The sequence below is a fragment of the Melioribacter sulfuriphilus genome, from assembly GCF_052656625.1.
Genome location: NZ_JBQXXK010000004.1, coordinates 277,297 through 302,463 on the forward strand (window position 1 = coordinate 277,297; position 25,167 = coordinate 302,463).

The 25,167-nt window shown below is 37.0% G+C and carries 21 protein-coding genes; 3 read left to right on the top strand and 18 right to left on the bottom strand.

The window, feature by feature from the left end; all coding sequences use genetic code 11:
- Positions 1 to 5: 5 nt before the first annotated feature.
- Complete coding sequence (locus ACUN8G_RS06810; RefSeq protein ID WP_445480918.1) at positions 6 to 2,030, bottom strand: GWxTD domain-containing protein; 2,025 nt, start codon at positions 2,028 to 2,030, stop codon at positions 6 to 8.
- A 101-nt stretch (positions 2,031 to 2,131) separates the two neighbouring features.
- Between ACUN8G_RS06810 and ACUN8G_RS06815 the strand changes: the two genes are divergently transcribed.
- Positions 2,132 to 4,267: a DUF5916 domain-containing protein gene (locus ACUN8G_RS06815; RefSeq protein ID WP_437347616.1), complete on the top strand. Its 2,136-nt coding sequence runs from the start codon at positions 2,132 to 2,134 to the stop codon at positions 4,265 to 4,267.
- 24 nt (positions 4,268 to 4,291) lie between these two features.
- On the opposite strand, the gene ACUN8G_RS06820 is transcribed toward ACUN8G_RS06815, so the two are convergent.
- From ACUN8G_RS06820 to ACUN8G_RS06830, 3 genes are read right to left on the bottom strand one after another with little or no spacing between them, the layout of a single operon-like run.
- Positions 4,292 to 5,116: a phosphatidate cytidylyltransferase gene (locus tag ACUN8G_RS06820; RefSeq protein ID WP_437347615.1), complete on the bottom strand. Its 825-nt coding sequence runs from the start codon at positions 5,114 to 5,116 to the stop codon at positions 4,292 to 4,294.
- Entirely contained in the window at positions 5,106 to 5,462 is a 357-nt protein-coding gene (locus tag ACUN8G_RS06825) for a putative signal transducing protein (RefSeq protein WP_437347614.1), read from the bottom strand. Before ACUN8G_RS06825 ends, ACUN8G_RS06820 begins: the two co-directional genes overlap by 11 nt.
- On the bottom strand, positions 5,459 to 6,412 hold the full coding sequence (locus ACUN8G_RS06830; RefSeq protein ID WP_437347613.1) for a CPBP family glutamic-type intramembrane protease: 954 nt from the start codon (positions 6,410 to 6,412) through the stop codon (positions 5,459 to 5,461). The genes ACUN8G_RS06825 and ACUN8G_RS06830 overlap by 4 nt, the downstream gene beginning before the upstream one ends.
- Positions 6,413 to 6,468: 56 nt before the next feature.
- On the opposite strand from ACUN8G_RS06830, the gene ACUN8G_RS06835 reads away from it, so the two are divergent.
- Positions 6,469 to 7,155 carry an SPOR domain-containing protein gene (locus ACUN8G_RS06835; RefSeq protein ID WP_437347612.1) on the top strand — a complete coding sequence of 229 codons (687 nt, stop codon included), beginning with the start codon at positions 6,469 to 6,471 and terminating at the stop codon, positions 7,153 to 7,155.
- On the opposite strand, the gene miaB is transcribed toward ACUN8G_RS06835, so the two are convergent.
- The 13 genes from miaB to ACUN8G_RS06900 all read right to left on the bottom strand — a co-directional run bounded on the left by miaB (position 7,129) and on the right by ACUN8G_RS06900 (position 22,953).
- On the bottom strand, positions 7,129 to 8,454 hold the full coding sequence (gene miaB / locus ACUN8G_RS06840; protein ID WP_437347611.1) for a tRNA (N6-isopentenyl adenosine(37)-C2)-methylthiotransferase MiaB: 1,326 nt from the start codon (positions 8,452 to 8,454) through the stop codon (positions 7,129 to 7,131). The two genes, ACUN8G_RS06835 and miaB, sit on opposite strands and share 27 nt — an antisense overlap.
- A 70-nt stretch (positions 8,455 to 8,524) precedes the next feature.
- A complete protein-coding gene (gene mfd / locus ACUN8G_RS06845; protein WP_437347610.1) occupies positions 8,525 to 11,902 on the bottom strand; it encodes a transcription-repair coupling factor in 3,378 nt (1,125 codons plus the stop codon).
- 88 nt (positions 11,903 to 11,990) lie between these two features.
- Complete coding sequence (locus ACUN8G_RS06850; RefSeq protein ID WP_437347609.1) at positions 11,991 to 13,190, bottom strand: pyridoxal phosphate-dependent aminotransferase; 1,200 nt, start codon at positions 13,188 to 13,190, stop codon at positions 11,991 to 11,993.
- A gap of 66 nt (positions 13,191 to 13,256) precedes the next feature.
- The gene (locus tag ACUN8G_RS06855; protein WP_437347608.1) at positions 13,257 to 13,916 is read right to left on the bottom strand and encodes a heme exporter protein CcmB; all 660 of its coding nucleotides are present in this window, start codon (positions 13,914 to 13,916) and stop codon (positions 13,257 to 13,259) included.
- A 1-nt stretch (position 13,917) separates the two neighbouring features.
- Positions 13,918 to 14,559, bottom strand: a complete 642-nt coding sequence (locus ACUN8G_RS06860; RefSeq protein WP_437347607.1) for an ABC transporter ATP-binding protein — start codon at positions 14,557 to 14,559, stop codon at positions 13,918 to 13,920.
- Complete coding sequence (locus ACUN8G_RS06865) at positions 14,552 to 16,165, bottom strand: MXAN_6640 family putative metalloprotease (protein ID WP_437347606.1); 1,614 nt, start codon at positions 16,163 to 16,165, stop codon at positions 14,552 to 14,554. Before ACUN8G_RS06865 ends, ACUN8G_RS06860 begins: the two co-directional genes overlap by 8 nt.
- On the bottom strand, positions 16,162 to 18,297 hold the full coding sequence (locus ACUN8G_RS06870) for an FG-GAP repeat domain-containing protein (RefSeq protein ID WP_437347605.1): 2,136 nt from the start codon (positions 18,295 to 18,297) through the stop codon (positions 16,162 to 16,164). The genes ACUN8G_RS06865 and ACUN8G_RS06870 overlap by 4 nt, the downstream gene beginning before the upstream one ends.
- A complete protein-coding gene (locus tag ACUN8G_RS06875; RefSeq protein WP_437347604.1) occupies positions 18,236 to 18,712 on the bottom strand; it encodes an acyl-CoA thioesterase in 477 nt (158 codons plus the stop codon). The genes ACUN8G_RS06870 and ACUN8G_RS06875 overlap by 62 nt, the downstream gene beginning before the upstream one ends.
- The gene (locus tag ACUN8G_RS06880; protein ID WP_437347603.1) at positions 18,687 to 19,442 is read right to left on the bottom strand and encodes an outer membrane protein assembly factor BamD; all 756 of its coding nucleotides are present in this window, start codon (positions 19,440 to 19,442) and stop codon (positions 18,687 to 18,689) included. The genes ACUN8G_RS06875 and ACUN8G_RS06880 overlap by 26 nt, the downstream gene beginning before the upstream one ends.
- A 58-nt stretch (positions 19,443 to 19,500) precedes the next feature.
- A complete protein-coding gene (locus ACUN8G_RS06885; protein WP_437347602.1) occupies positions 19,501 to 20,079 on the bottom strand; it encodes a hypothetical protein in 579 nt (192 codons plus the stop codon).
- A complete protein-coding gene (gene htpX, locus ACUN8G_RS06890) occupies positions 20,079 to 20,930 on the bottom strand; it encodes a zinc metalloprotease HtpX (protein ID WP_437347601.1) in 852 nt (283 codons plus the stop codon). Before htpX ends, ACUN8G_RS06885 begins: the two co-directional genes overlap by 1 nt.
- A gap of 149 nt (positions 20,931 to 21,079) precedes the next feature.
- Positions 21,080 to 21,664 (bottom strand): MjaI family restriction endonuclease, encoded by a 585-nt coding sequence (locus ACUN8G_RS06895; RefSeq protein WP_437347600.1) that lies wholly within the window; start codon positions 21,662 to 21,664, stop codon positions 21,080 to 21,082.
- Positions 21,661 to 22,953, bottom strand: coding sequence for a DNA methyltransferase (locus tag ACUN8G_RS06900; RefSeq protein ID WP_437347599.1), 1,293 nt, complete (start codon positions 22,951 to 22,953; stop codon positions 21,661 to 21,663). The genes ACUN8G_RS06895 and ACUN8G_RS06900 overlap by 4 nt, the downstream gene beginning before the upstream one ends.
- A gap of 139 nt (positions 22,954 to 23,092) precedes the next feature.
- On the opposite strand from ACUN8G_RS06900, the gene porQ reads away from it, so the two are divergent.
- Complete coding sequence (gene porQ / locus ACUN8G_RS06905) at positions 23,093 to 24,019, top strand: type IX secretion system protein PorQ (RefSeq protein WP_437347598.1); 927 nt, start codon at positions 23,093 to 23,095, stop codon at positions 24,017 to 24,019.
- Here the strand turns inward: porQ and ACUN8G_RS06910 are convergent, their stop codons facing one another.
- A complete protein-coding gene (locus ACUN8G_RS06910; RefSeq protein WP_437347597.1) occupies positions 24,020 to 25,165 on the bottom strand; it encodes a tetratricopeptide repeat protein in 1,146 nt (381 codons plus the stop codon).
- Positions 25,166 to 25,167: the final 2 nt, after the last annotated feature.

Here is a 25,167-nt window from a genome sequence, read left to right on the forward strand (position 1 = left end):
CTATTTCAATTTACCGGTATTAAGTACAACTGCAATTTTGATTTTACATTCATTTTAGAATTTAAATCCTCAATTTCGACTTCGATATCATAATCCCCCGCTTTCAAGCCACTTAAATCCAACCGTATAAAAAGCGGCACGTCACTTCTATCGGCTCTGTACTTGTTTGTCAAAGTAAGTGCTTTTCTTTTTGAAAAAAGATTTTTAATAGCGGATAAGAAGCCTTCTTTGCCTTCGTTACGTTTTATTTTAATATTTTGTCTAAATTCGGCAAAACCTTTCCCATTTTTATTAAGATTGTAAACTTCATAATAAAGATAAACCTTACCGATAACAGTATCTTTAATATATGGATTAAAAGAATACTGTCTGCGCTGCAAAATTCCTTTACTGGCTGAATACACAGTATCGGCCAAAATGAGTGAACTGAGTGATAATAACTTTCTGTAGTCCGGAATGTTCAATGTTCCTCTTTTTACAGAAGTCTTTCTGCTCGATTTTTCTATCAGTTCAAAAGAATAAAAACCGCTGTCGGGCTCTAACACTGCAACAAATTCGTTTAATCCCGAGTTTGTTTCGAAATATTTATTCTCAACAATCTTTTCAAGCTGATTATGGTATCTATCGAACAAGAAAAAGCCCGTATTGATATTCAAACTGTCTCCATCTGTTTTTATACTGTCAGGAATATGAAAAACAATATGCATCTCAGTTTTCGACGGATAAAGAGCCGATTTAAAATAGTACTCCTTAGAAGATACCGAGAATTGACTGCCCTCGTAGACGGGCACGTACTTTGAATGATATGATTTTCTTAAATATTGTATAAGCTCGTGAGAGTTTAGTGGATATTGAGAAACAACCTTTTCTTTTTCGACAGGCGGGGCACTGAAAATAAAATTATTGTTCAACGCCATATCCGTGAATCCAAAATTCATTTCTTCGTAATTCCATACGTCCGTCTTCATTTCGTACCCTGCTTCGCCCATCGATGGTCTAATTCTCATTATATTCAATGGTTCACCGTACCGTAGAATCACTTCTCCCCTGTCTGTTTGCCATCCTTTCTTTTGGTTGTTACTCAAAAAAAGATTTGCAAATGTCAACCTGGAATAATGTTCGAGCAATCTTTCGTTGTAATCAGTTAAATACAAAGGGTCGTTTACCTGCCAGTAAAATTTGATGAAATGACTTCTTTTATATTCATTGTCGCCCATTATCTCATCGTAGGCGGGCTGTAGCATTTTAACCGCCGATTCATAATCGTATTCTTTTCTTTCTTCGTAAGTCATGTATCTGAAAGCGAGTTTATAAAAGCGGTTGCTTTCTGTAAAATTCCGCAATTTATAATAACAGAATCCAAGAGCGAGATTTATTTTAGTATCTTTCTTTTCTATCTGATAAAGACGGTGCAAAAGGCCGGCAGCTTTTTCAAAATTACCTGCTTTCATATAGAGCAGAGCTAACTTATAATTAGCTTCATAATTTATCGAGTCTATAGATAAAACAGCTCGATAGTACTTCTCTGCTTCTTTAAAATCTTCATTCGCATACTCCTGTAAACTTGCTAAAAACTCATCGCCAAGTTTTCGATAAGAATTATTATAATTCGTAAAGTCCTCGTCTTTTATTTCGGCAAGATTCAGGTAAGCTTCAATTGAAGTCGAATCGAGCTTAAGAATTTCTTTAAATTCCTTGTAAGCAGAAACACGCGCGAAGTCTTTCAATATTGTTGCATAAGCAAGTCTGTATTTAATATTCCGTGGCTCCAAAAGGGCGGCTTTTTTGAGCAATTGGTAGGCTTTGTTCCTCTCGCCGTAATCTGTTCTAATAGCTTTCAGTTTTCCTAGTAAATAGATAAACTCGGGCATCTCAAATTTTTGAATTAACTTCTCCAGCAATTTTTCAGCCGTTAGACTATCTCCTGTAGAAAGATATTGCCTTGCAAGATTAACATAATACATACTACTGTCTACCTGCTGAGCGAGGCTAACTGCAGCAGCAGTGAGAAATATCGCCGTAATTTTCAATATGAATTTTCCAGATGCAACCATTTTCCAAGAAGTCACGTCTAAAAGACCAAGCAAAACAAACATAAAGAAAGTTGTTTAAAACGTCACCCGGAGAAGTCATGAAAAAATCGATGTTATTTTTGTTAATCCTTGTAAAAATTTTCGCTGCCAACGAAGAAAAAGTAATGAAATTAAAGAAAGTTGATGCAGACATTAAAATCGATGGAATTATAGACGATATATGGAGCAGAGCCGATTCGACAGACGACTTTTTTCAATTGTCACCATATTATTCAAAAGCGCCGAGTAAAAGAACAGTTGCTAAAATTTTGAGTACGGACAATTCTTTATTCTGTTTAATAATTTCTTACGACGATAAAAAAAACATTCAACATTACACTGGCAAACACGACAATGCAAATGGAGATGTTGTTTCGATAATGCTCGATACATTCGGCGATAGAAAGACGGCATATAAGTTCGCCGTTTCGGCTGCGAACGTACGATCCGATTGCAGATTGCTCGATGACGCACGCAATCGCGATTATAATTGGGATGGAATCTGGTTCTCGGCCGCACAGATTTACGATTGGGGTTATGTCGTTGAAATAGAAATTCCATATAAATCTCTCCAGTATGACGAAAATCTCGATTACTGGGGATTGGATTTCGACCGCTGGATACCGACCTTGAAAGAAGATTTATACTGGTGTGTCTACGAGCAAAATGAAGGACAGCGCATTTCCAAATTTGGTAAATTAGTCTTCGACAAATCTAAACCTTCAGTAAAAGGATTAAACCTTGAAATTTACCCAACGACCTATGGCAAATACACAACTTTGAACGATAAAATGAAACCAAATTTCGGACTCGACATTTTTTATAACCCATCGTCCCAGCTGACCTTTCAAGCAACGGCAAATCCTGATTTTGCTCAAATAGAGGCTGATCCATACAATTTCAATATCACTCGATACGAATCATATTTTTCAGAGAGAAGACCGTTCTTTATTCAAGGTAATGAAATTTTCATGCCCGCCGGCAGACAGCGTAACTGGGGATTTTACAGACCGATGGAACTTTTCTATTCAAGAAGAATCGGCAAGTTGCTACCCGATGGCAAAGAAGTGCCAATTAATTTTGGAGCCAAAGCATTTGGAAGGATAGGAATGTGGCAATACGGCGGTTTTGTTGCAAGAACGCCCGAAGTAGAATATACCGAAGACGACTCAACGAAAATTGAGCCTTCATCATTTTTTTTGTCGGGCAGACTGAAGCGCCAGATCATGGAAAATTCTGAAGTAGGCATTTTATTCGTCGGAAAGCAAACTGCAGCTGGAACCGAAGGTGTATTCGATATCGACGGCGCATTCAGAAATTCGAACTGGCAGCTGGCTTATCAAGTTGCACGTTCAATTCAGAACTCAAAAGGCGATTATGCCGCTTCAATGGGATATACAAATATGACGAACGACTGGATTTTAATGTTTCGTTCTCGTTATGTGGGAAACGATTTCGATATCGATCAGGTGGGCTATGTACCCTGGCGTGGAACTTTTGAAGCTGTCGGTCTTGCTGGACCAGTCTGGTTCATAGATAAAGGCGCTATATCCCAAATTTTAATTTATACAGGACCTGCTGTTAACTACGAAAAAATAGATGACTATACCGACAGAGCATGGGTCATAGGATTTAATATGCAATTCAGAAGCAATTGGGGGTATGAAATTAATACCGATTTCGGTAAAGTCAAAGACGACACGGTTAAATATGATTATTATTCTGTCAATCTCAGTAGCTGGTTTAGTCCCGACCCATCATGGTGGGGTAATGTTTGGGGCGGGTTTTCAAGAACTTACAATTTTTCACGAGAATATCTTGCATTCTACAGCTGGGCAGGCTCGAGCTTCGGCTGGAATATTTCCAACTTCATAAATATTGGTGCGTCGGCTAATCTCTGGATTGAAGGCAATCCGGATAATCATATTGAAGAAATCACTATCAACACGCGCCCGTGGATTTCGTTTACTCCGCTTAACGACTTGAATTTCTACGTCTACATCGATAATCTTTTTCTCAGATCTTCAGACAAATTGGAAAGAATTTTTTTAGGTGCACTTTTCTCGTATCAATTTCTTCCAAAAAGCTGGATTTATCTGGCAATCAACGATTTACATGAACGAAACGACATGCGCACTATGGCGTCAATCGAAACAGTCAGTGTTTTCAAGATACAATATCTATACTATTTCTGATTTTTCATAAGCTTATGGATAAAGCTAAAATGTCGTCCAGTAATAGAGATAAAGATAGACGAGCGGGGCGCTGTAAATCAATGAATCGAAACGGTCGAAAATTCCACCGTGACCTGGTATGATTGACGAAGAATCCTTCACATTACAATCCCTTTTCAGCATACTTTCTATGAAGTCACCAACTTGACCGAAGACACCAATAATTAATCCAATAATTATTCCGTCTTTCACTGTGAGTACATCAATCAACAAAGTTACGAATACAATCATTGTGGCTACTGCAAATACCAAACCTGCAATTGTGCCTTCCCAACTTTTATTAGGACTTATTCTTGGAAAAATTTTATGCTTACCAAATGCAGTTCCAATAAAATATGCTGCAGAGTCGCATACCCATATCGAAACCAGTACTCCAATTATTAAATAACCTCCATTATCATAAAGGAAGAATGAATCACTATAAAACTCCCTGATAGCAACCATCGCCGAAGTAAACAGTCCAATATAAAATATGCCCGTGAGTGTTGCCCCTATGTTGGCTACTGCAGATTCTTTATTTCTAAACATTTCCCAGAATAATGTTACTGCAACGATCAAAAATGATAGGATTTCAAATTCGATGAAATGAAAGTATGCATTCAATATCAATGCAATTATCGCAACTGTACCGGCAATAACATTCGGATAAAATTTCTTTTTTTTCAACATACCTGCAAATTCAATAAAAGATAAGATGCCTATAAACAAAGCCAGGAATAAAAACGGTCCTTTCCCTGCCATTGCAAGAAATAAGATTATGGGAATACCGAAGAGAGCAACAATTACACGTTTGGTAAGATTACTCTTCATCTCCCTGATCCTCCGAATTTATTGAGCGGCTATTGATATCTTTAATTATTTCAAGAGCGGATTCTGCATCAACTTTTTTTACCAGGATTTTAATTATTGCCAGGTCGCCAACAGTCGGATAGTTCCTGTCCTTCTGAGATAATACCAGTGTTTCAACATCTGCGCTTTCCAGATTCGCTTTATACATCTCGGCTTCAATATTGTCAGAGCAGGTATAAACCACTACCCAATCTTCAGGGTGTACCAGATGTCCCTCAAATTCTTCTTTGCTAACTAATTGAACACCGCAATCAGGACATACATTTATTCCTTCAACATATTCGTATTCACATTTCGGACAAATCATAATTCACCTTCTTTTTGTTCTTCTTTTAATTTATACATTCTATTTACGTAAAATACAAATGCTGCAAATAGAATAACCAAAACAACAAAACTGATAAGATATATTGAAATATCTTTTTCTGGAACGACGTTTGAACTTATTAGTTCCTGCTCGCCCAGGATTAAGTAAGCTGTAACTGCAAAAAAATTATTCAGAAAATGAAGAGCCATCGGCACAAAAATGGACTCGCTTTTGTATGCAGCAAATCCAAAATATGTTCCGAGCACTATTAGTGGAATCAAGCCATAAGGATTGAAATGATAAATTCCGAAAAATAATCCCGTTATTAGGGCGCTGAGAAATGGTGAATATTTGAGCTGGAAGCTCGATATAACGTAGCCTCTAAAAAAGACCTCTTCGCAAATAGCCGGTATTACCGCAATGATGAACACTATTAACGATGACTCGAAAAATGAATTTGAAACGAGCAAACTTCCGTATGCACTTTCGAGTAATTTGTCGAGCTGGTCTACAATTTGTTTGATTGATTTAATTGCTCCATAGTTTTCGGCTGCTTTCGTAATAAAATAATTCTGTATATAAAGATAATTTTGCAACAAAGGAGTAATAATTATCATCCCGATTATAAAAAGAAATACTTCCTTTTTTTCAGGAAATTTGAATTTAAGAATTGAAGTGACGTCGGTGTAAATAAATTTTGCCAATAAAAGTGACGGTAAAAGAATTAATAAAATTTGTCCACCTGCCGTTAGCAATCTGACTGCATTGACGTCAGCTTTGTCTACATCAAATCCAAATATCAATAATGTAAGAAGAGCACCGCCGAATTGATAAAGCACAAAGACCAACGCCAGTCCCAGCAAAGCAGCTCCAACCGGCGTTATACTTATTTTAATCTTCTGTTCTTTATCGTCGTTTTCTTTGTGAAGTGAATTCCTTTCTTCGTCCATATTTTTTGCTATTTTTGTTATAATCTAATGATAATATAATAAGAATACGAAAAATAATGACCTGCATTACCAAATATTTTATAAAAGTTTTATTCCTTTCAATTTTCTTTTGTGGACATATAACAACATTTTCTCAGGAAATTGACATAAAAGACGCACTAATTAATATAGAAAAAGGGGAGATCGATAAAGCTGTAGAATTTCTTAAAAAAAATTATACCGAGTCGGATCCATCGATATTGTTCCTTGATGCCGTACTTACCAGCGACGGAAAAAGTGCATTGAATAAATACATAAACATATTTGAAAAATTTCCGGAAAGCCGTTATGCCGACGCTGCTCTTTACCGAATTTATACATATTATTACTCAATCGGAGCTTATAAAAAAGCTGAATCATATCTCAATACACTGAAAAAAAATTATCCTTCGTCACCTTATTTGAAATATACCGACAGAAATTTGCCAGATACAACAGATGAGGTAGAGGAACTTAAAGAATACAAATATACAGTACAGGCTGGTGCATTTTTAAAAAAGGAAAATGCAGAGCGCCTTGTAAGCCAGTTAAAGATGGAAGGATACGAATGTGAAATAATCAGCAGAGAAATTGGAGGAAGCTTATTCAGTATTGTTCTGGCAGGAAAATTCGAGAATGAGATTGAAAGCAAGCCTTTACTAGAGCTTCTCGAAAATAAATTCAGTATAAAAGGACGTTTAGTTGACCTCGACCAATACAGGTGAGTTACCAAACAAAGTGGCTGAAGTTGCGCGTGTTATTTCAATTCTCACATAATCTCCCACTTTTATATCATCGCGCTTCGGAAAGACTGCAACTTTATTCGTATCTGTTCTGCCCGACAAGAATTCATCGGATTTTTTACTAAATCCTTCGACCAATATTATTTCTTCTTTACCAATCAAAGATTGATTGATTTCATAAGAAATCTGCTGCTGAAGATCGATTATTTCATTTAATCTTCTGATTTTGGTTTCTTCGGGGACGTCGTCGTTCATACTGTAAGCTTTCGTACCTTCTCGAGGAGAATATTTAAACATATAAGCACCATCGTATCTAACTTCTTTCATAACTTCGAGCGTCATTAAATGGTCTTCTTCGGTTTCGGTGGGAAAACCTGCAATAATGTCTGTTGAAAAACTGACGCCTGGAATAATTCTGCGTGCTTTATCGATAAGATTTAGATAGTGTTCGATAGTGTAGGTGCGATTCATTAGTTCCAGTATTCTATTCGAACCCGATTGTACAGGCAGATGAATATAATTGCAGATATTGTCGTGTTCGGCAATTGTATAGAGAAGCTTATCGGATAAATCCTGAGGATGCGATGTGGTAAATCGGATTCTCATTTCCGGGGCCGCATTTGAGCATGCAGCCAGCAAATCTGCAAAGTCCCTTCCGTTATCGTTGTAAGAATTTACATTCTGCCCGAGCAGTGTGACTTCTTTGAAATTTCTTTCGGATAACGATTTAACTTCGTTTACAATCGATTCGAGTGAGCGGCTTCTTTCCCTGCCCCTTGTAAAAGGTACAACACAGAAACTGCAAAACTTGTCGCAACCTCTCATAACCGATATCCACGCACTTATCCCATCTTCTCTGTAAGGTATTATATCGTCGTAAGTTTCTGTACGCGATAGTTTAACGCCGATTCCTTTCTCACCTCCAAAGGCATGGTCGATATATTCAGGTAAGCGTCTGTATTCATCCGGCCCTACTACAACGTCGACAATCTTTTTTTCCTCAATAAGTCTTTTTCTTAGACGTTCGGCCATACAGCCCAATATTCCAATAATTGCCTGCGGATTTTCTCTTTTTACACGTTTCAAGTGGTCGAGTCGGTTAAATATCTTTTGCTCGGCATTGTCTCTTACACTGCAGGTATTGAGAAGTATTACATTAGCATCGTCAATATTACGCGTAATTTCAAATCCTTTGTTTTTTAAGATTCCCATTACCAATTCAGAATCTGCAAAATTCATCTGGCAGCCGTACGTTTCGATATATACACTGTTTTTATTCATATTTACCTGTATGTCTGAATTTGAGTTACTAAATTAAACAGATTCGAACTGATTAACAAGATGAGAGGTATTAATTAACCACTTCGGCTTTCGGATGATATTCTCCTGTCAATTCCGAAATCCTCTGTGTAAATGTAATCATGAATTTAAGGATGTCTTCGGGATTTTTAAAATCATTTGTTATTTCCAGTTTAAGAAGTTCCTTTTGCTGAACAAAGCGGACTCTTTTGCCGAAATTAGAATTAATGTACTCAAGAATTGGAACAAACTTATTTTTATAATATTCTTCTCTGTTCCCTTTAGGTAAAACCACAATTACTTTGTCCTGTTGAATGATTATTCTTTCCCACAGAGCAAGCGAAGCATAGAAACGGAGTCGTGCGACGTCAATTAAGTTCTTAACTACGGGGGGAATTTTACCGAAGCGGTCCTCCAGTTCTTCAATTATTTCTTCTGTCTCGTCGATTTTAACCATAGAGAACAAAGAGGTATAAAAGCCAAGGCGGTCGGATTGATCGGGCATGTAATCCGCAGGAATACCAATTTCAAAGTATGTATCGATAGCTGGTTCAGAGCGTTCAATCTGTTTGGGTAAATCCCTGAAAATTTCTTTAAACTCGCTTTCTTTCAATTCTTCAACCGCTTCGTCTACAAGTTTCAGATAGAGGTCGAAGCCCACCGAATCGATAAATCCACTCTGTTCGGTTCCCAGCAAATTGCCGGCTCCTCTGATTTCGAGGTCTCTCATCGACAGGCTAAATCCTTCACCCAGCTCTGTATATTCTTCGATTGCCTGCAGACGACGAAAAGCCTTTTTTGTAATTGTATTGACAGATGGCACAAGGAAATAAGCGTAAGCTTGACGATTGCTTCTACCTACCCTGCCGCGTAGCTGGTGTAATTCCGCCAGACCAAATCTATCAGCCCTGTTCACTATGATTGTATTTACACTTGGAATGTCAATTCCAGACTCGATTATTTTTGTAGAAATAAGCATGTCGTATTTTTTTTCGACGAAATCGTGAATCACTTTTTCAAGTTGCGCTGGCTTCAATTTTCCGTGAGCTATGCCTACTTTTATTTCGGGAATATGTTTTTTTATGTAAGCAGCAATTTTTTCGATCGATTGTACCCTGTCGTGTATAAAATAAATCTGTCCGCCTCTTTTAATTTCACTCAGCACCCATTCTCTTATTTTTTGGATGTCGAACGAATCTACTTTTGTGAAGATAGGTTGCCTGTTTGGGGGAGGAGTTGCAATAATCGAGAGGTCACGTGCACCGAGTAAAGAAAGATTCAATGTTCTCGGTATCGGTGTAGCAGTAAGTGTAAGCGTATCTACATTGGCTTTAAGAGCTCGCAACTTTTCCTTTGCCATAACGCCGAAACGGTGCTCCTCGTCAATAATTAAAAGTCCGAGATCGCGAAAACTGATGTCTTTCGACAACAATCTGTGTGTGCCAATGATAATATCGACTTCTCCGCGCGCAAGTTTTTCGACAATTTCTTTCTGTTCTTTCGGAGAGCGAAACCTCGAAAGGACTTCAATTCTTACAGGAAACTGAACCAATCGATCCCTGAATGTATTGTAATGCTGTTCTGCTAATATTGTGGTAGGCACAAGCAGAGCCACCTGCTTATTGTCGTTTACGGCTTTAAATGCTGCTCTTACAGCAATTTCGGTTTTTCCAAATCCCACATCGCCACAAACAAGCCTGTCCATGGGAGTTTCATTTTCCATATCATTTTTAATTTCTTCGGTAACACGAGCCTGATCGGGTGTGTCTTCGTAGATAAAAGATGCCTCGAGTTCTTTTTGCCAGATTGTATCGGGACTGAATGCAAAACCTTTTGACATTTTTCTTTTGGCATAAAGAGTAATGAGCTGCCGTGCAGCTTCTTTGATTTTACTCTTTACCTTTTTCTTTGTCGATTTCCATTCGCCAGAGCCGAGCACGGATAAATTTGGTTTGACATTATCACTGGAAGAATATTTTTTTACCAGCGACAAATAATTCAAGTTAACATAAACAACGCCGCCTTCAGCATATAAAATTTTTATCGATTCTTGCTCGACGTTCCCGATTTTAATCGTCTGCAAACCGGCATACTGACCGATTCCGAAATTTTCGTGCACTACATAGTCGCCAATTTTTAGATTTGCAAGGTCGCGAGTCTTGGATTTCTTCGTTACTCTTTTAACTTTTTTCTGAACTTCTGATAGGCGCGTCCTGTAAGGTTTATTGAATATTTGATAATCCGTCATCAACAGGAATCGGTCTTCTTTAACTGCAAAGCCCGACTTGATAGGCAATTCGATTATTTTGATTAATCCCTGTTCGTAATATTTTTGAATTTCTTCATCGTATTCGGTAAATAAATCACTTAACCGCTTTATCTGGAGCTGGTTTTCAACGGCCACAACTATTTCAAATTCTTTCGCAGCATAATTTTTTAACGAGGAAAACAAAAGTTCATAATTGGAATTGATATATGGAGCTTCGCTCAAACCAAGGTTAATCCTCTCTTCATGAATTCCAATGTGGTCTTCCAGAACCCAGAATGCATCTTTATCAAATAACGATTCTACCCGTAATTCATTTTTTCTTTTCACTTCATCTTTTTTATAAGTGTAATTTTCTAACTCGTATTCGTAAAGTTCGTATTTCAAATCCTCGTCGAGGTCATCCATTTTATCGGTCAAATTTTTATTGGAATCGTTGATGTTCGTGAGATTTGCTAAATAATAATCCGAAGCAATAACAAACGGCGATTCGAGATAATCGAAAATATCCGCAGTCATTTCGCCATTTGCGCACGAGGAGGCAAGTGTAACAGAATCGACTTTTTGTGTGGAACGTTGAGATTCCGGGTCAAAATATCGGATCGATTCAATAAAATCGCCGTCGAATTCAACCCTGCAAGGTAGTTTTTCACTGTAGGACCAGAAATCGATTATCGAACCTCGCAGCGCATATTCGCCCGGTTGATCGACATATTTATCCTGGTCGTAATTGATCAGGTTGAGATATTCGATGAGTTGATCGTAAGGAAGTTCCCCGCCAATCTCAACTTTTGTTGTGCTTTTTCCGAGTGCATCTCTGGAAGGAAATTTTTCTTTAAGCAATTCGTAAGTCGATACAAGAATAAACGATTTGCGGTTCGAAATATCGGTTAATTTTTCCTGGACGACGTCGCCTTCGAAGTCCTCAAGTACAATTAAATCATCGGACAATCCAAGCAGAGCAAGTTCAACACTCAATTCCTTTAATTCGGTCAGCGAGGATGTTAATAATAATATCTGCTTACCTTTTCTAAAAAACGATTGAACGAAAAGGCTTTTAAACGAACCTTCCAAAGGTGATACAAAAACTTTCCTCTGCCTTTGTTCGAGTAAATCGGATAGTTTTTTAAATGGAGTTAATTTTTCAATAATTTGTTTATGCATAATAATTTTTCTTTAAAAAGCATACCTTTCCCTTCATTCCTGAAAGGAAAGCGATTTTTCAAATATTATTTTTCAGATCGTAAGCAACTTAAACTAACATTTCAAGAGCATTCTTAATTCTTTTAATTCCTTCTTCTAATCGGTCCATCGACGTCGAGAATGAAATTCTGATACAATTTTTATTTCCAAAAGCAATACCTGGAACAACTACAACACGGGCCACGTTCAAAAGAAAGAAAGAAAATTCGAATATGTCGTTAATTGCTTTGCCGTTAAATTTTTTGCCGATATAATTCGATACATCGGGAAAAATATAAAACGCACCTTCGGGTTTTGTAGTTTTTATGCCTTCGATTGAGTTTAATTCTTTGTAAAGAAAATCTCGCCTTCTTTCAAATTCCCTGCGCATAATTTCTACGGAATCCTGAGGACCTGTCAAAGCTTCAAGGGCTGCATATTGAGAAACAGTAGAAGCATTGGAAGTAGAATGACTTTGTACTTTAGCCATAGCTTTTACAATACTGCGGTCAGCTGCCGCATATCCAATACGCCAGCCCGTCATCGAATATGCTTTTGAATGCCCGTTTACTACAATTGTCCTCTTTTTGATTTCATCGCCGAGGGATGCCACGCTTTCAAAACGAATGTTATCAAATATTATCTTCTCATAAATTTCGTCGGTTAAAATGAAATAACTTCCCATTTTAAGCACATCTTTCAATGCGTTCAATTCGTTTTCGTGAAATACACTTCCTGTAGGATTCGACGGATTGCATAAAATCAACATTTTAGTTGACGGTGTTACATACGATTCCAATAGTTCGGGAGTTAATTTAAAACCCGATTCGAAAGAAGTATTGATGATAACTGGAGTGCCTCCTGCAAGCTTTACCATTTCGGGATAAGATACATAAAAAGGCGCAGGAATCAGTACCTCGTCGCCTTCGCCCACAAGAGCCTGAATTGCGTTATAAACACATTGCTTTGCTCCATTCGACACTATTATTTCATCAGTTGAATACAGAAGTCCGTTATCTCTTTCGAGTTTATCCGCAATTGCTTTACGCAGCTCAACAATGCCCGTATTAATTGTATACTTGGTTAAATTTCGTTCTAATGCTTTTATTGCCGCATTCTTTATATTTTCCGGTGTCGGGAAATCGGGCTCGCCCACACTGAAGTCAACAACATCCTCCCCTTCGGCTCGCAATTCTATTGCTCTTTGAGCAATCTGCATCGTGAGTGATGTAGCGGTTCGATTTATTCTGTCGGAAAATTTGAATTCCATAATATGTAATTAAATAATTTTTTCAGTTGACAAAGATAATAAATAAAGTCTTACTGCATTTGTAATTTATTCTTTCCAGATAAAATCAAAAAGCAAGTATGAAGCTGTTGTCATAATTACGTCGTACGATACAAGTACTAGTATCTCGGTCATCGACTCGACTATGCTATTCCCATCCATTGCAAATTTTGTAAGTTCGAGAAGAATTAAAATGAGCGGTAAAAGAATTGGAAACGAAAGCACCGGATAGAGTGTTCCCTTTGACGAGGCTTTTGAAATTATTGCCGCAATTATTGTAGAAGAAACGGCAATTCCCACATTCCCCAGCAGAAAAGCAATTAAAAACAATAACATGTTTTTAATAATAAAAGATTCGAATAGTACCGTAAAGAGAAAAGTTATAGCAAAGTTCATAAGGAATACAAGAATGAGATTGTAAAGCAACTTGCCCGAAAAAATTGTGGATGGAGAGGCAATTAAATGAAGCGTAAGAGTTGTTCCCCGCTCTTCTTCCGAAACAAAAGCTCTTGAAAGACCCGACATTGCCGAAAAGAAAATGACCACCCAGAGTAATCCTCCCGTCAAATATTCACTTATCTTTTCGCTCCCTACCGAAAACATTATCACACTAATCGTAACAAGAATAAACATCGACAATGCATTTAGGGCATAACGAGTTCTAAGTTCCGATTCCCAGTCTTTTTTAAAGAGATGGTAAGCTTTCATTCTAACTGCCGCTATTTTTATAGTTTTCCAGATTGATTATTTCACCGCATAATGCCAGGTCGGACTCTTCATTCGATGCAATAATAAAGAGTTTTTCATTTCTGTTTTTATCAATAATTTCATAGACCTTGTCTTTTCCCGGAGTATCGAGATTGGAAGTGGGCTCGTCGAGAATCACCAGTTGAGGGTTGTGAATTAAAGCAAAGATAAATTTCAATCGCTGCTTCATACCCGAGGAATAACCTCTTATCACGTCGTCTTTGCGCTTGTATAAATTAAATTCGCTCAAAAGAAAGTTTGCATATTCTTCGTTAAATTCAACTCCTCTAATTTTTGAAAAACAAATTAGGTTTTCATACGCAGTAAATTCATCATAAAGAAATAAATATGGTGAGACGAATCCAATGTAATTATGAAGTTGTTCATAGCTAATTTCTTTTTCACCATTGAGATGAACAACTTTTCCTTTTGTTGGAGAGATCAAATTAGCTATAATTTTTACGATCGTCGATTTTCCTGAGCCGTTTGGACCGGCGATACCGTAAATATTGGCCGATTCGAAACGGTGATTGATGTTGTTAAAAACAAGTCGTCTGCCGAAGTATTTTACCAGGTTGTTGAGAATTACGCTGTAATTATTCATTAATCACCACGAATTTACCTTTTTTTGTATCGTCGTCCGTCTTGATAACGTAATAGTAGACACCCGAAGGAATTCTACCGCCGCCCTTATCGAGACCATTCCACTTAACGAGATTTTTATCCGATACCAGCACCTGGTGTTCGCCCGAATATATTAGATCCATATCGATTGAAAAAATATAAAGGTCTGCCATTCCACTTATAGAACGCGGAGCCGGCAAATAAATAAAATCATCCGAAGTATAATTAAACGGTTGTGGGAACGGAAATTCTTCTTCAGTTAGTATAGCTGTAGAGTCGATCAATCGATTATTCAACACAGAATTTTCTGTAATCAGGAAGGAAGACTGGCAAACCAACTTGGAATAATAATTATTGGTAATCCATCTGTAGCCGCCGTCGTCGTGGTCTGCAAGAAAATATGTCAGCGGTAAATCGGACGAAGGATTTTGCACCCCATTTGTAACGTCACTGTTTGTGAGGATTGTTGTTAGAGTGTCGACAAGCGAAACAAAAGAGATATAATTTACCGATGCGGGTCTGGTATTGACATCTACCGATACGATTGGTTTGTCGAAATCGATACTCATCAAAGCTTTTATCACAGGATAGTTTTCCGCTTCTTCGAAATATTTACCAGGCGTTGCTCTGTATCCCGTAAAATAAATCCAGTTTGAGAACTCGGCGAATTCCTTTTTGAAATCGGAACCGTATTCCTTAATTGCATCGGCTATTGCATAAAGAGCCCGTTCTTCTTTCATCAATTCCCATGTTCTTTTGAGAATGTCGAATCCAAACCTGTCTTTTAAAAATATGTTCCAGAGAGCAAGGTTATAGCCGCTGTTTTGAGAAAACGAACGATTGGTATTGACAAAATACGAATAAATGTAGGCATAGTAGTCGTTGATATCATCAAAGACAAACTCTTCCATCGCAGTAGAAGAAAGTTCATGATAATACTGGTCAGTCGACCTGTAGATATAATTGCCTACTTGAATAGCATGATGAAATTCGTGAGCTACCGAAACACGGGCACCGTCGATTCCCTCGGTGTAATAACCATCGAAGTCATTATCGATAAGAATGTAACTTGTGTATGTTTCTTCTCCTATTAAATCTTCAGTGCGAGTTTCTCCATAGAGACCTCCACTCATATTCTGAATGTAAATGTCATATTTGTCGTCTCCTCCTCCGTTGTCTTTAGGCGGTGGCGGATAACCCAAAATATTTACTTCATAATTGTATGCAGAATCGAGCGCATCCGATAATAAACTTAAATCGTAGGCAGGTTTGTGTAAACCCGATTTATTGAAATGGATCCGAAATAAACCTGATTTTGTTACTATGCTTGAGTCCGTCTGTGGTCTACTCATATACGAAGACAATACCTGCTGCTGTTTTTTGCTGAATTTTGAAAAGTTCTGTTTAACTTGATTGTAAATACCCGTTCCACACTTAACATAGTCACCCGACAATGAAGTAATAGTTTTCAATTCAGTTGAGCGATCTCCCCGCGTATAAAGAAAAAAATTGTACAGAGAATCAAGATTTTGTGCATAAGAATCGAATGCTACAAAAATGACTGCAAGAATAAATAACTTCTTCATCTAATAATTCTCAATTTAATTATGTTATTGTCGGACCCGGGCGCATAAAGTATCAGGTCAGTATTATTTTTAAAAGGCTTTGAAATATAATTATTAACTGTTTCAGAATCCAAAACAGTATCTGTTCTACCTGATTTGTAATTTTCTTTCAAGACAATTTTTTTCAATTTTTTTGTCAATGCATCGATGAAAATTATCTCAAATCGATTTCTGGTTTTCACGAATTGAAAAGTGGATTCCTCAGGTTGTATCTCTTTTAATTCATACTTGAATATTTTTTCATCCTTGAGAATGATTAATTTAGTGTTCTTTCTTTCAGTAAGTATAATAACCTTAATCAATTCGTTTGATTCTCTGTCGTTATAACACTTAAGACTAATTTTACTAAAATCGGATAGATTATAAGTGCCCAGCTCGACGCTGTCCTCTTTTGCAGCCAATCTTTTTATTTCTTTTTTTACTAATAAAAGGTTATCGTTCTTATTAATTAATGAATAGACAGAAGGATACGTTTCATACACAAGCGCAGTAGCCAGCACATTACTTCCCGCACTGTCCGACCCAGCATGCACAAATCTGAAATCCCTGTAATCATAAGTTTCAAGCAGCAATTTTGATTTACTTTCCGTCAGAGTATAAATTCTTTGCCTATCTTTCAATCGGTCGTTAAATAAAAGGAGGTCTTTGATTTTTCCTTTCGTATAGAGAATTCTTCGTGTTGGCTTGAACGAATCGAGTCTCAAAATTTCAATTAATGATGTGTTGGGATTGTAAAAATAAAAATCGATTTTATTTTTCCGTTTGATGCTTTTAATTACGCTGTAACTATTCTGAAGAGGGAAACGATAAAGTGTATTGGGAATTGATCTTTTGTTAAGAGTCAACAAAATCAGGTGATTTGTGTTTTTATCAATAAAAAAATACGCTTCTGGATTTATTTTGTCTTCAGATAGTATTCCCAGTGAACTTACCCCGGAACCAAAGTTTATTAAATTATAGTCCTCAAATTTTTTTACAGTCGACAAAACGACGATTTTACCATTTCTTAAGAGAAGCGCAATTTTGTTAAAGCCATTTTCCTTATAAGCTGCAACATCTATTAAATCTTTGTCCTTATAAATCAGCAACGGTTCATAAAAATCGAAACCAGACTTGCTAAACATCAGATACAATTTACCTTCGGAGTAATTCGCAAACAGAATATCGTTGATGCCGTCTTCATTAAAATCAGCTATACTCAAATCGTCCGCTTTTTCTTTAAGCTCTAAATCAATTGTATTATGAAAAGACGAAACCGTATCGCCGATAAAAATATGGAATTTGTTTCTGTATGAAATTAATAAATCTGTAAATCCGTCAGAATTAACGTCCGAAGCTACCAGTATCTGCGGGTAATCGGGCAGAGCAATTTTTCTCGATTCGGAAAAAATAAGTTCCTGCTTGTTATAAAAGAATACAAGTTGATTTGAAAAAATATCGTAGGCAACGATGTCAGTAAATCCATCGTAGTCAAAGTCTGCATGAGCAATCTGAGGAAAAACTCTATTGTCGGTAATTTGAGAAAATGTGTAACGGTTTGCCTTGTTCTTAATCAAAGTTAAGCCTTCGAAGGAATAACCGCTTACAACCATTTCCTTTTTCCCATCATTATTGAGGTCGACGCAAGTTATGTTCGATGGGATATCGTCAAACTTCTTAATTTTCTTTCTTGAAAGAATACCGTTTTTTGAAATAGTTACTAATCCAACTTCCCTGTTTTTTCTGGAAAGCCAGCAATAGATGTTTGCATTTTTAGTTAAGTTATAGATATCGAGATTATTAAGTGGACCTACAACAGTATTAGAGAAGCGATGTTTATTGTTCGATACAATTGCAAATAAATTATTGTTATTCTTTAAGAGCATAAATTCATTGGAGCCATTTCGGTCGAGGTCGGCCGGTATAATCATATCGGGAATAAATGCTGAATTTTCTTTAAAACCCTCAAAGAGGATGTCTGCTTTACAAAATCCGTTTATGGGAATTTGAGCAGAAAGGGAGGAGACGGATAAATGAAAAACGAGCAGAAGTTTAAGCAGAACCGAGTCTTTGTTTGCGTCGCTGAAGAGCTTCCTCGTAGCGTTTTTGTTCATCGGGGGTTTCCGGTAGTATTTCACAAGTTTCAACAGGCTTACCATTTTCGTCCACACTTACAAAAGTTAAAAAAGCCGAGTTTGTATGTATTTTTTTCTTTTCGATAAAGGATTCTGCGTAGACTTCGACGCCTACTTCCATCGAAGTTTTAAAAGCCCTGTTAACAGATGCAATCAAAGTTACAACTTCCCCAATTTTAATAGGGTGATGAAAATCAATCCTGTCGACAGAAGCTGTAACGCAAACTCTGTTGGAGTGTTTAGCGGCGGAAAGTGCAGCACAGATATCAATCCAGTGCATCAACTGTCCTCCGAGTAAATATCCCAGCTGATTTGCATGGTTCGGTAGCACTAATTCAGTCATTGTTACAACAGAGTCTTTAACTTTTTTAGTTTGCCTTTGCCGTAAGTCCATTTAATTCCGCCTGTAATTTTTCGATTTCAGCAGCTCTTTCGTCCTCGGGGTAACGCTCAAGAAAAATGGCTATATCGTTCAATGCATCGTTATTCATTCCACGTTTTACTTCAATTTGAATTTTACGATAGAGAGCCAGTGGGGCGTATCTGGTATCGTGATATGTTTCGACAACAAAATCGTAATACTTCATTGCAGCTCTTTCGTATTCCATCTTCTCATAAATTACCCCACTTTCGTATTCTTTTCTTGCGAGCTTGTTGTTCAACTCAATAATCTTTTTTTCGGCTTCCTCTACTTTTGGATTTGCCGGGAAAATATCGATGAATGCCTGGAATTCTTCGATTGCTTTTTTAGTATACGATTGGTCTAACTGAAAAGGCGGTGAAAGATTATAGTATGAATCGGCCAGCAAAAATTGTGCGTCGGGGACAAGTGGGCTGGTGGCATAGTTTTGAATCAACTTGCTAAATTCGTATGCTGCCAGAAGAAATTGTTCTCTTTTATAATAAGTCGTAGCCAAATAATATTGAGCGTCGTCGCTTACGGCACTGCCAGGAAATTGGAGCAGAATACTGTTAAATTCAAGAATAGCCTGCTCGTAATCTTCACTTTCATACAATTTCATTGCGTAAGCAAAATATTCCTCGGCGTTGAATTTAGACGTATCTACTGTTCCAGAACAGGCTGTAACAATCAAAGCTATTACTAATAATCTCTTATAAGACATAAAATGAATTTCCATTTTTAAATGACAAAAATATGCAAAGATTACCACTTAATGAAATTTAATTACTTCTTACGGTGAAGAGCAAAATAACAGAAGTAATCAACGTTGCAACAATTATAACCGGTTGCAAAAAATCCTTAAATTTAGTTTTATATGGGAGTTCGCCCTGTTCTACTGGCAATTGCAGCAAGTGATTAACGGCATAATCGTCGTACAAAATTGTGTCTTTTACTGTCCCTGAAAATGAGGCATCCACAAAACCCGATTTTTCGGGATATATTAGCATCCCACTCATTATCAAATTGCGTTCTATAAAATCGTCTCCAAAAAATCCGCCGTCGATTAATGTATATGAAGCCGAAGCATCATTAACAACCAGAATAATTTTATTTTCGCTGTTGTTGTTTTTATAATGAAATTTATTCCTGAAATAATCTATGAAATATGGTTTCAATCCTTCAAGTTTACGCGGAAGAGAGATAATTAAATTGTAATCAGATGACACCGAAAATAGCTGAGTATACTCATTTAACGAATTATCGATTAATTCAGTAATTATTTTTTCCTGCGATAAGCTAATGTTGAAAGTTCCACAAAAAAGAAGAAGAAACAATATTTTTTTGAAAAAGTGTGACATTATCTTCTGCCGTCGGCAATTTCTCTGAGTCGTTTAATTCTTTCTTCAATTGGCGGATGCGTTGAAAATAATTTAGCAAACGATTTTCCTGAAAGAGGATTTACAATAAACATATGTGCTGTCGACTCATTTGCGGTCCTCATGGGGATAATTTCATTAGCTCTCGATAATTTATCCAGCGCTGAGGCAAGTCCCATTGGGTTTCCCGACATCAAAGCGCCACCTTCGTCAGCCATGAATTCACGGGAACGAGAGATTGCCAGCTGAATAAGCATAGCAGCGATAGGGGCAATAATAATCAGAGCAAGTTCATAAAAAATATTTCCGTCTCTTTCTTCATCTCTGCTTCCTCCAAACATTGCAGCCCACCCTGCCATTCTTGCAATCAATGTAATTGTGCCTACTAACGTAGCTGCAATTGTACCGACAAGAATATCCCTGTTTTTAATATGCGTCAGTTCGTGAGCAATTACTCCTTCAAGTTCGTCTTCTGACAATAGATTCATTATGCCGGTTGTAACTGCCACTGCACTGTGCTCGGGATTTCTTCCAGTAGCAAATGCATTCGGGGTCTGCGAGTCAATTACATAGACCTTGGGCATAGGTAAATTTGCTTTCGATGCAAGATTTTCAACTATCCTGTAGAGAACTGGAAATTCAGCACGCGTAACTTCTTTTGCATGATACATCGACAATACTATTTTATCCGAAAACCAATACGAGCCGAAATTTAGCATCAACGAAAAAATAAAGGCAATTGTCATTCCGGTTTGCCCACCCAGAAGATTGCCAACGAGTAGAAAGAGTATCATCATAACCGCCATTAAAGCAGCAGTTTTAAATCCGTTCATATTATTACCTTCCAATTTGTTTTTGAATCTAACATTTTCTAAATAAAAGATGTTCCGATGAAAGTAAAATTTGGTTGAACCTAACAGTCTTTCTCCTGATTTTAAACGCAGCGGGTGCCTGTAGTTTTAAGCAACAAAATAAATGATAATTACAATATTTCTCCATAATCCACTTCAATTCCACCATCAATTTTTCTATAGATGATAATTTTGACATCTATGTGCTCCGGTAATGCTGTTTTCACCTCATAGGTATTGGGTTTTATAGAGACTGGAATGTCTCCAATGTAGCCATCGATTCCTCTCGATTCTTCATCAGGCCCGGCTAAACGGTAATCCGCATTTTTCATTTCAGCTCCTTTCTTAAGTATTGCCTCCTGAAACCTGAGCCCAGCAAAAGTTTTCACTATTACTAAATCCCTTACCCATTGTTCAACCATATTCCGGTCAATTTTATTAAGAGTACTTTTAAGTTCTTCTAATTTATGCAATATTTTTTCCGTTGCAATCTCGATCGCATCGGGTTTTTTCTCCAGGTACCATTTTTCCCATTCAGAAAGTGTTTTCCCTTCAAATTCCTGAATTAGTTCACTCATCTGACCCACTACTTTGGGTCGCGTTCCCTGGGCATATTGATTCGCTAAATTGATCAGTGGTGCTACATACTTTTCAAAATCTGGAGTCTCTATGTCCAGATATTTTCTGATTTCTTCAACTGTGATTCTTACTTTCACTTTTCCCCATTTTGTAAGCCTAAAAACTTTGCCTTATATTTATAATCAATAGTGGTATCAACAGAAACCAAACCATTTTTAATTAAATGAGCATTTAAAAATGTTTTATTCCACAAATAAAGATAACAGAGCAGATTGTTTTTCTCGTCGTATTTAATGTTATCGAATCTTAGAAATACCTTTTGCCCGTTTGTTTTTTCTATTAAAAATTTGACAGCTTCGTCATTTTTTTGGGGTTTCTCTTTGATACCCAATAACCTGATTTTTAATCCATTACTTAAGCTCAGTAATTCTGGTGATATTACTTCCTTAACGGTATAGTAAGTTTCTCTTTCAGAATGAGAATTATCTATTTTTGAACCAAATCTTAATTTCTTAGGATCAATTTTCTTATCAAATCTAATTGGGTCTTTAAAAATATAGGGTAATTTTTTTATTTCTTCTTCAAAGCTAGTTTGAAGCTCCTCCTGTTTAATAATCTCAAATGCCGCATCTTGAAAAATTGAGCTTTGTTGAAATCCAACTTTTTCTTTTATGATTGGTAAAAAATCCTCATTTATCTCATATCCAATTGAGTTTCTATTAAGATTCTTAGCTGCCATTGATGTCGTGCCACTTCCAAGAAATGGGTCAAGCACAGTATCTCCAACAAAACTGAACATTTTAATAAGTCGCTTTGGCAGTTCTTCAGGAAACATCGCAAGGTGTTTATCCTGTTTTTCACCCGAAAAATTCCAGTGCCCCGTAAAGTACTGATTCCATTCTTCCAGCGTCAATTTTGATTGTTCTTTAATTTCGTCGTTAACTTTTGGTGGATCCCCATATTTTTTAAATATTAATATGAACTCATAGTCTAACTTAAGAATTCCATTCCTTGGATAGGGATAGGACCCCATTACTGTGGCTCCTCCTGTGGTATTGCAAGTAGTAACTTTTTGCCAGATAATAGCACCCATATAATCAAAACCGGCACTTTCGCAGAACTTGATTATCTCTGTTCTTATCGGAATAACCTTATACCTTCCATAATAGACAGAACGTGCAAACTGGTCGCCAATATTAACACACAAGCGACAGCCCTTATGTAAAACCCTGTGGCATTCATTCCAAACTAAATTGAGATTATTAATATATTCTTCATAAGTGTCATTAAAACCTATTTGCTTTCCGTTTCCATAATCCTTCAATTGCCAGTATGGTGGAGAAGTAATTATAAGATGAACTGATTCATCAGGAATTTCTTTCATTTGTCTTGAATCACCGATTATTATTTTGTGCAACGTTTTCATGTTTTACCTGAAATTAGTATTATCACGCTTGAGCCAAATTCGCATAAGATATAATGCCGCTTAGTGTCCCGCCGGTGAGTTCTATAGCTTGCCTTTCTATAATAATATAGTTAAAATCGCTAAACAAAAATATGACACTATGAAAAATACGATTTTATTGGGAATATTACTTTTTAGTTTTTCAACTGTCTTTTCACAAACATATAAATTTCTAAATCTTGATACGAGTCCTCGCGCAGCTGCTCTGGCAGGTGGATTTGTATCGGCTGACGACGATCCAAATGTTATTTTCTATAATCCTGCGGGAATAAATCTACTTGAGGGAATGCCAATATCATTTTCATTTGTAAATCACCTGCTGGATATTAATTCAACCTCACTATCCACAGTGAAAGAATTTGAGTTTGGTAAACTTGGAGCAGCAATTAAATATGTTAGTTACGGCGACTTTACGAAAGCTACTTCAACAGGCGAAAAAATAGGCAATTTCGGTGCTTCCGATATTGCCTTTATTATTGGTTACGGCAATAAACTCGATGACAATTTTTATTACGGTATAAACACCAAATTCATCTATTCCAGTATTGATGAGTATAGTTCTTCGGCAGTTGCTGCGGATTTAGGATTGCATTACGAATTACCCGAATCAATGTGGAACATCGGCTTTTCAATTCTTAATATCGGAAGTCAATTATCGACATACGCCGAAATCGACGAGGATTTGCCACTCGATGTTCGAATCGGTGTTTCAAAACAATTAAAAAACGTGCCTTTTCGTTTTTATTTTTCACTCAACAAATTAAACCAGGATCAAGAGAACATTGCCGATCGACTCCGTAATTTTACTCTTGGAGCAGAAGTTAAGTTAGGCACAAGCTTCAGACTTCGTTTCGGATACGACAGTGAAAAAAGGAAGGAACTAAAAATTGGTACGAGCGCAGGACTGGCAGGTTTCAACCTCGGGTTTGGATTCAATGTAAAGAATTTTACTATTGATTATGGATTTTCATCAATGGGATTTATCGGCTCGATTCACCGATTCGGTATTTCGACAAATCTTGAATAATTATTTTCCATAGGGCTTTTTCAAGTACTGCCTGGCGAGTTGATGAGAATTGCTCCGCTCCCTCATAGTCAGGACTTCACGATAATACTTAATGGCGCGCTGTCTGTCTCCTTTAAGGTCATATAACATTCCTAAATAAAGGACTGTATTTATCAGAAAACCTGAGGCATTTTCTTTATCGAGTTTTCTCGACAGGTTTTCGGAAATTGTAAAATAATAGATTGCAGAATCTACGTTGTTAGAATTTTTGAAGTTCAATCCGACATAATAACTGGCTTCTCTTTTATAATAATTGTTATAGCCCTGCATCTCTCTTACGCATTTGGAATAGATATCCCGAAATATTTCGGCAGCTTTATCGTATCTGTTTTCTTTAACGAATGTAAGTCCATAATATTTCTGGAAATTCGGATTATCCGGATAATCAGCCAATAGAATCAATGCCCACTTGCGTGTTTCCTCCATATTTTCTTCAAACTGGAAATTCAGTGTCATCAGAAAATATCTGGATTCTATACGTGCATATCTGCCTTTGAGGGCAACATATTCAAGTTCGCGCAAGCCTTTATTGCGGTCACCGTGTGGGAAAAAAATCATAAGTGGTTTGACGACAGGATACTTTTCAGGAATAACCTCGGCGTAATAATGATAAATTCCAAATCCGAATTGGACGTCGGGATTATGTGGATCAGCTCGATAAAATTGATAGAGCAATTCGAGCCCCTCTTTTCCGTCCAGCGCAGCATTGATCCATTTTTCGCGTATGCCCAATAATCTTCCCCTGAAACCGATAGCCCCACCTTTAAAGAAAAGGGCATCTTTGTTGTTCTTATTCTTTTCCAGAATTTTGTCGCACATTCTTATTACTTCATCCAGCTGCTTAATAAATTTATCGTCTAAACTTTCATCTTCGAGTTTAAGAAGAATCCGCCACCATGTGATCATGGCTTTAAAAAATTTGCCTGAAGGGTGAGTAGGATATTCTTTTATTACTGTGTCGAAAGTACTTTCAGCTTTTTCGAGTTCGATGCCGTAGATCTGGTTGATACCCGCCTTAATAAGCGAGTCGTGACGAGCCCAATCATAATTCTGCGCTTCTACCGGCATCGAAAGAATAATTAACAAAATAGAAAAAAAGTATTTCATGG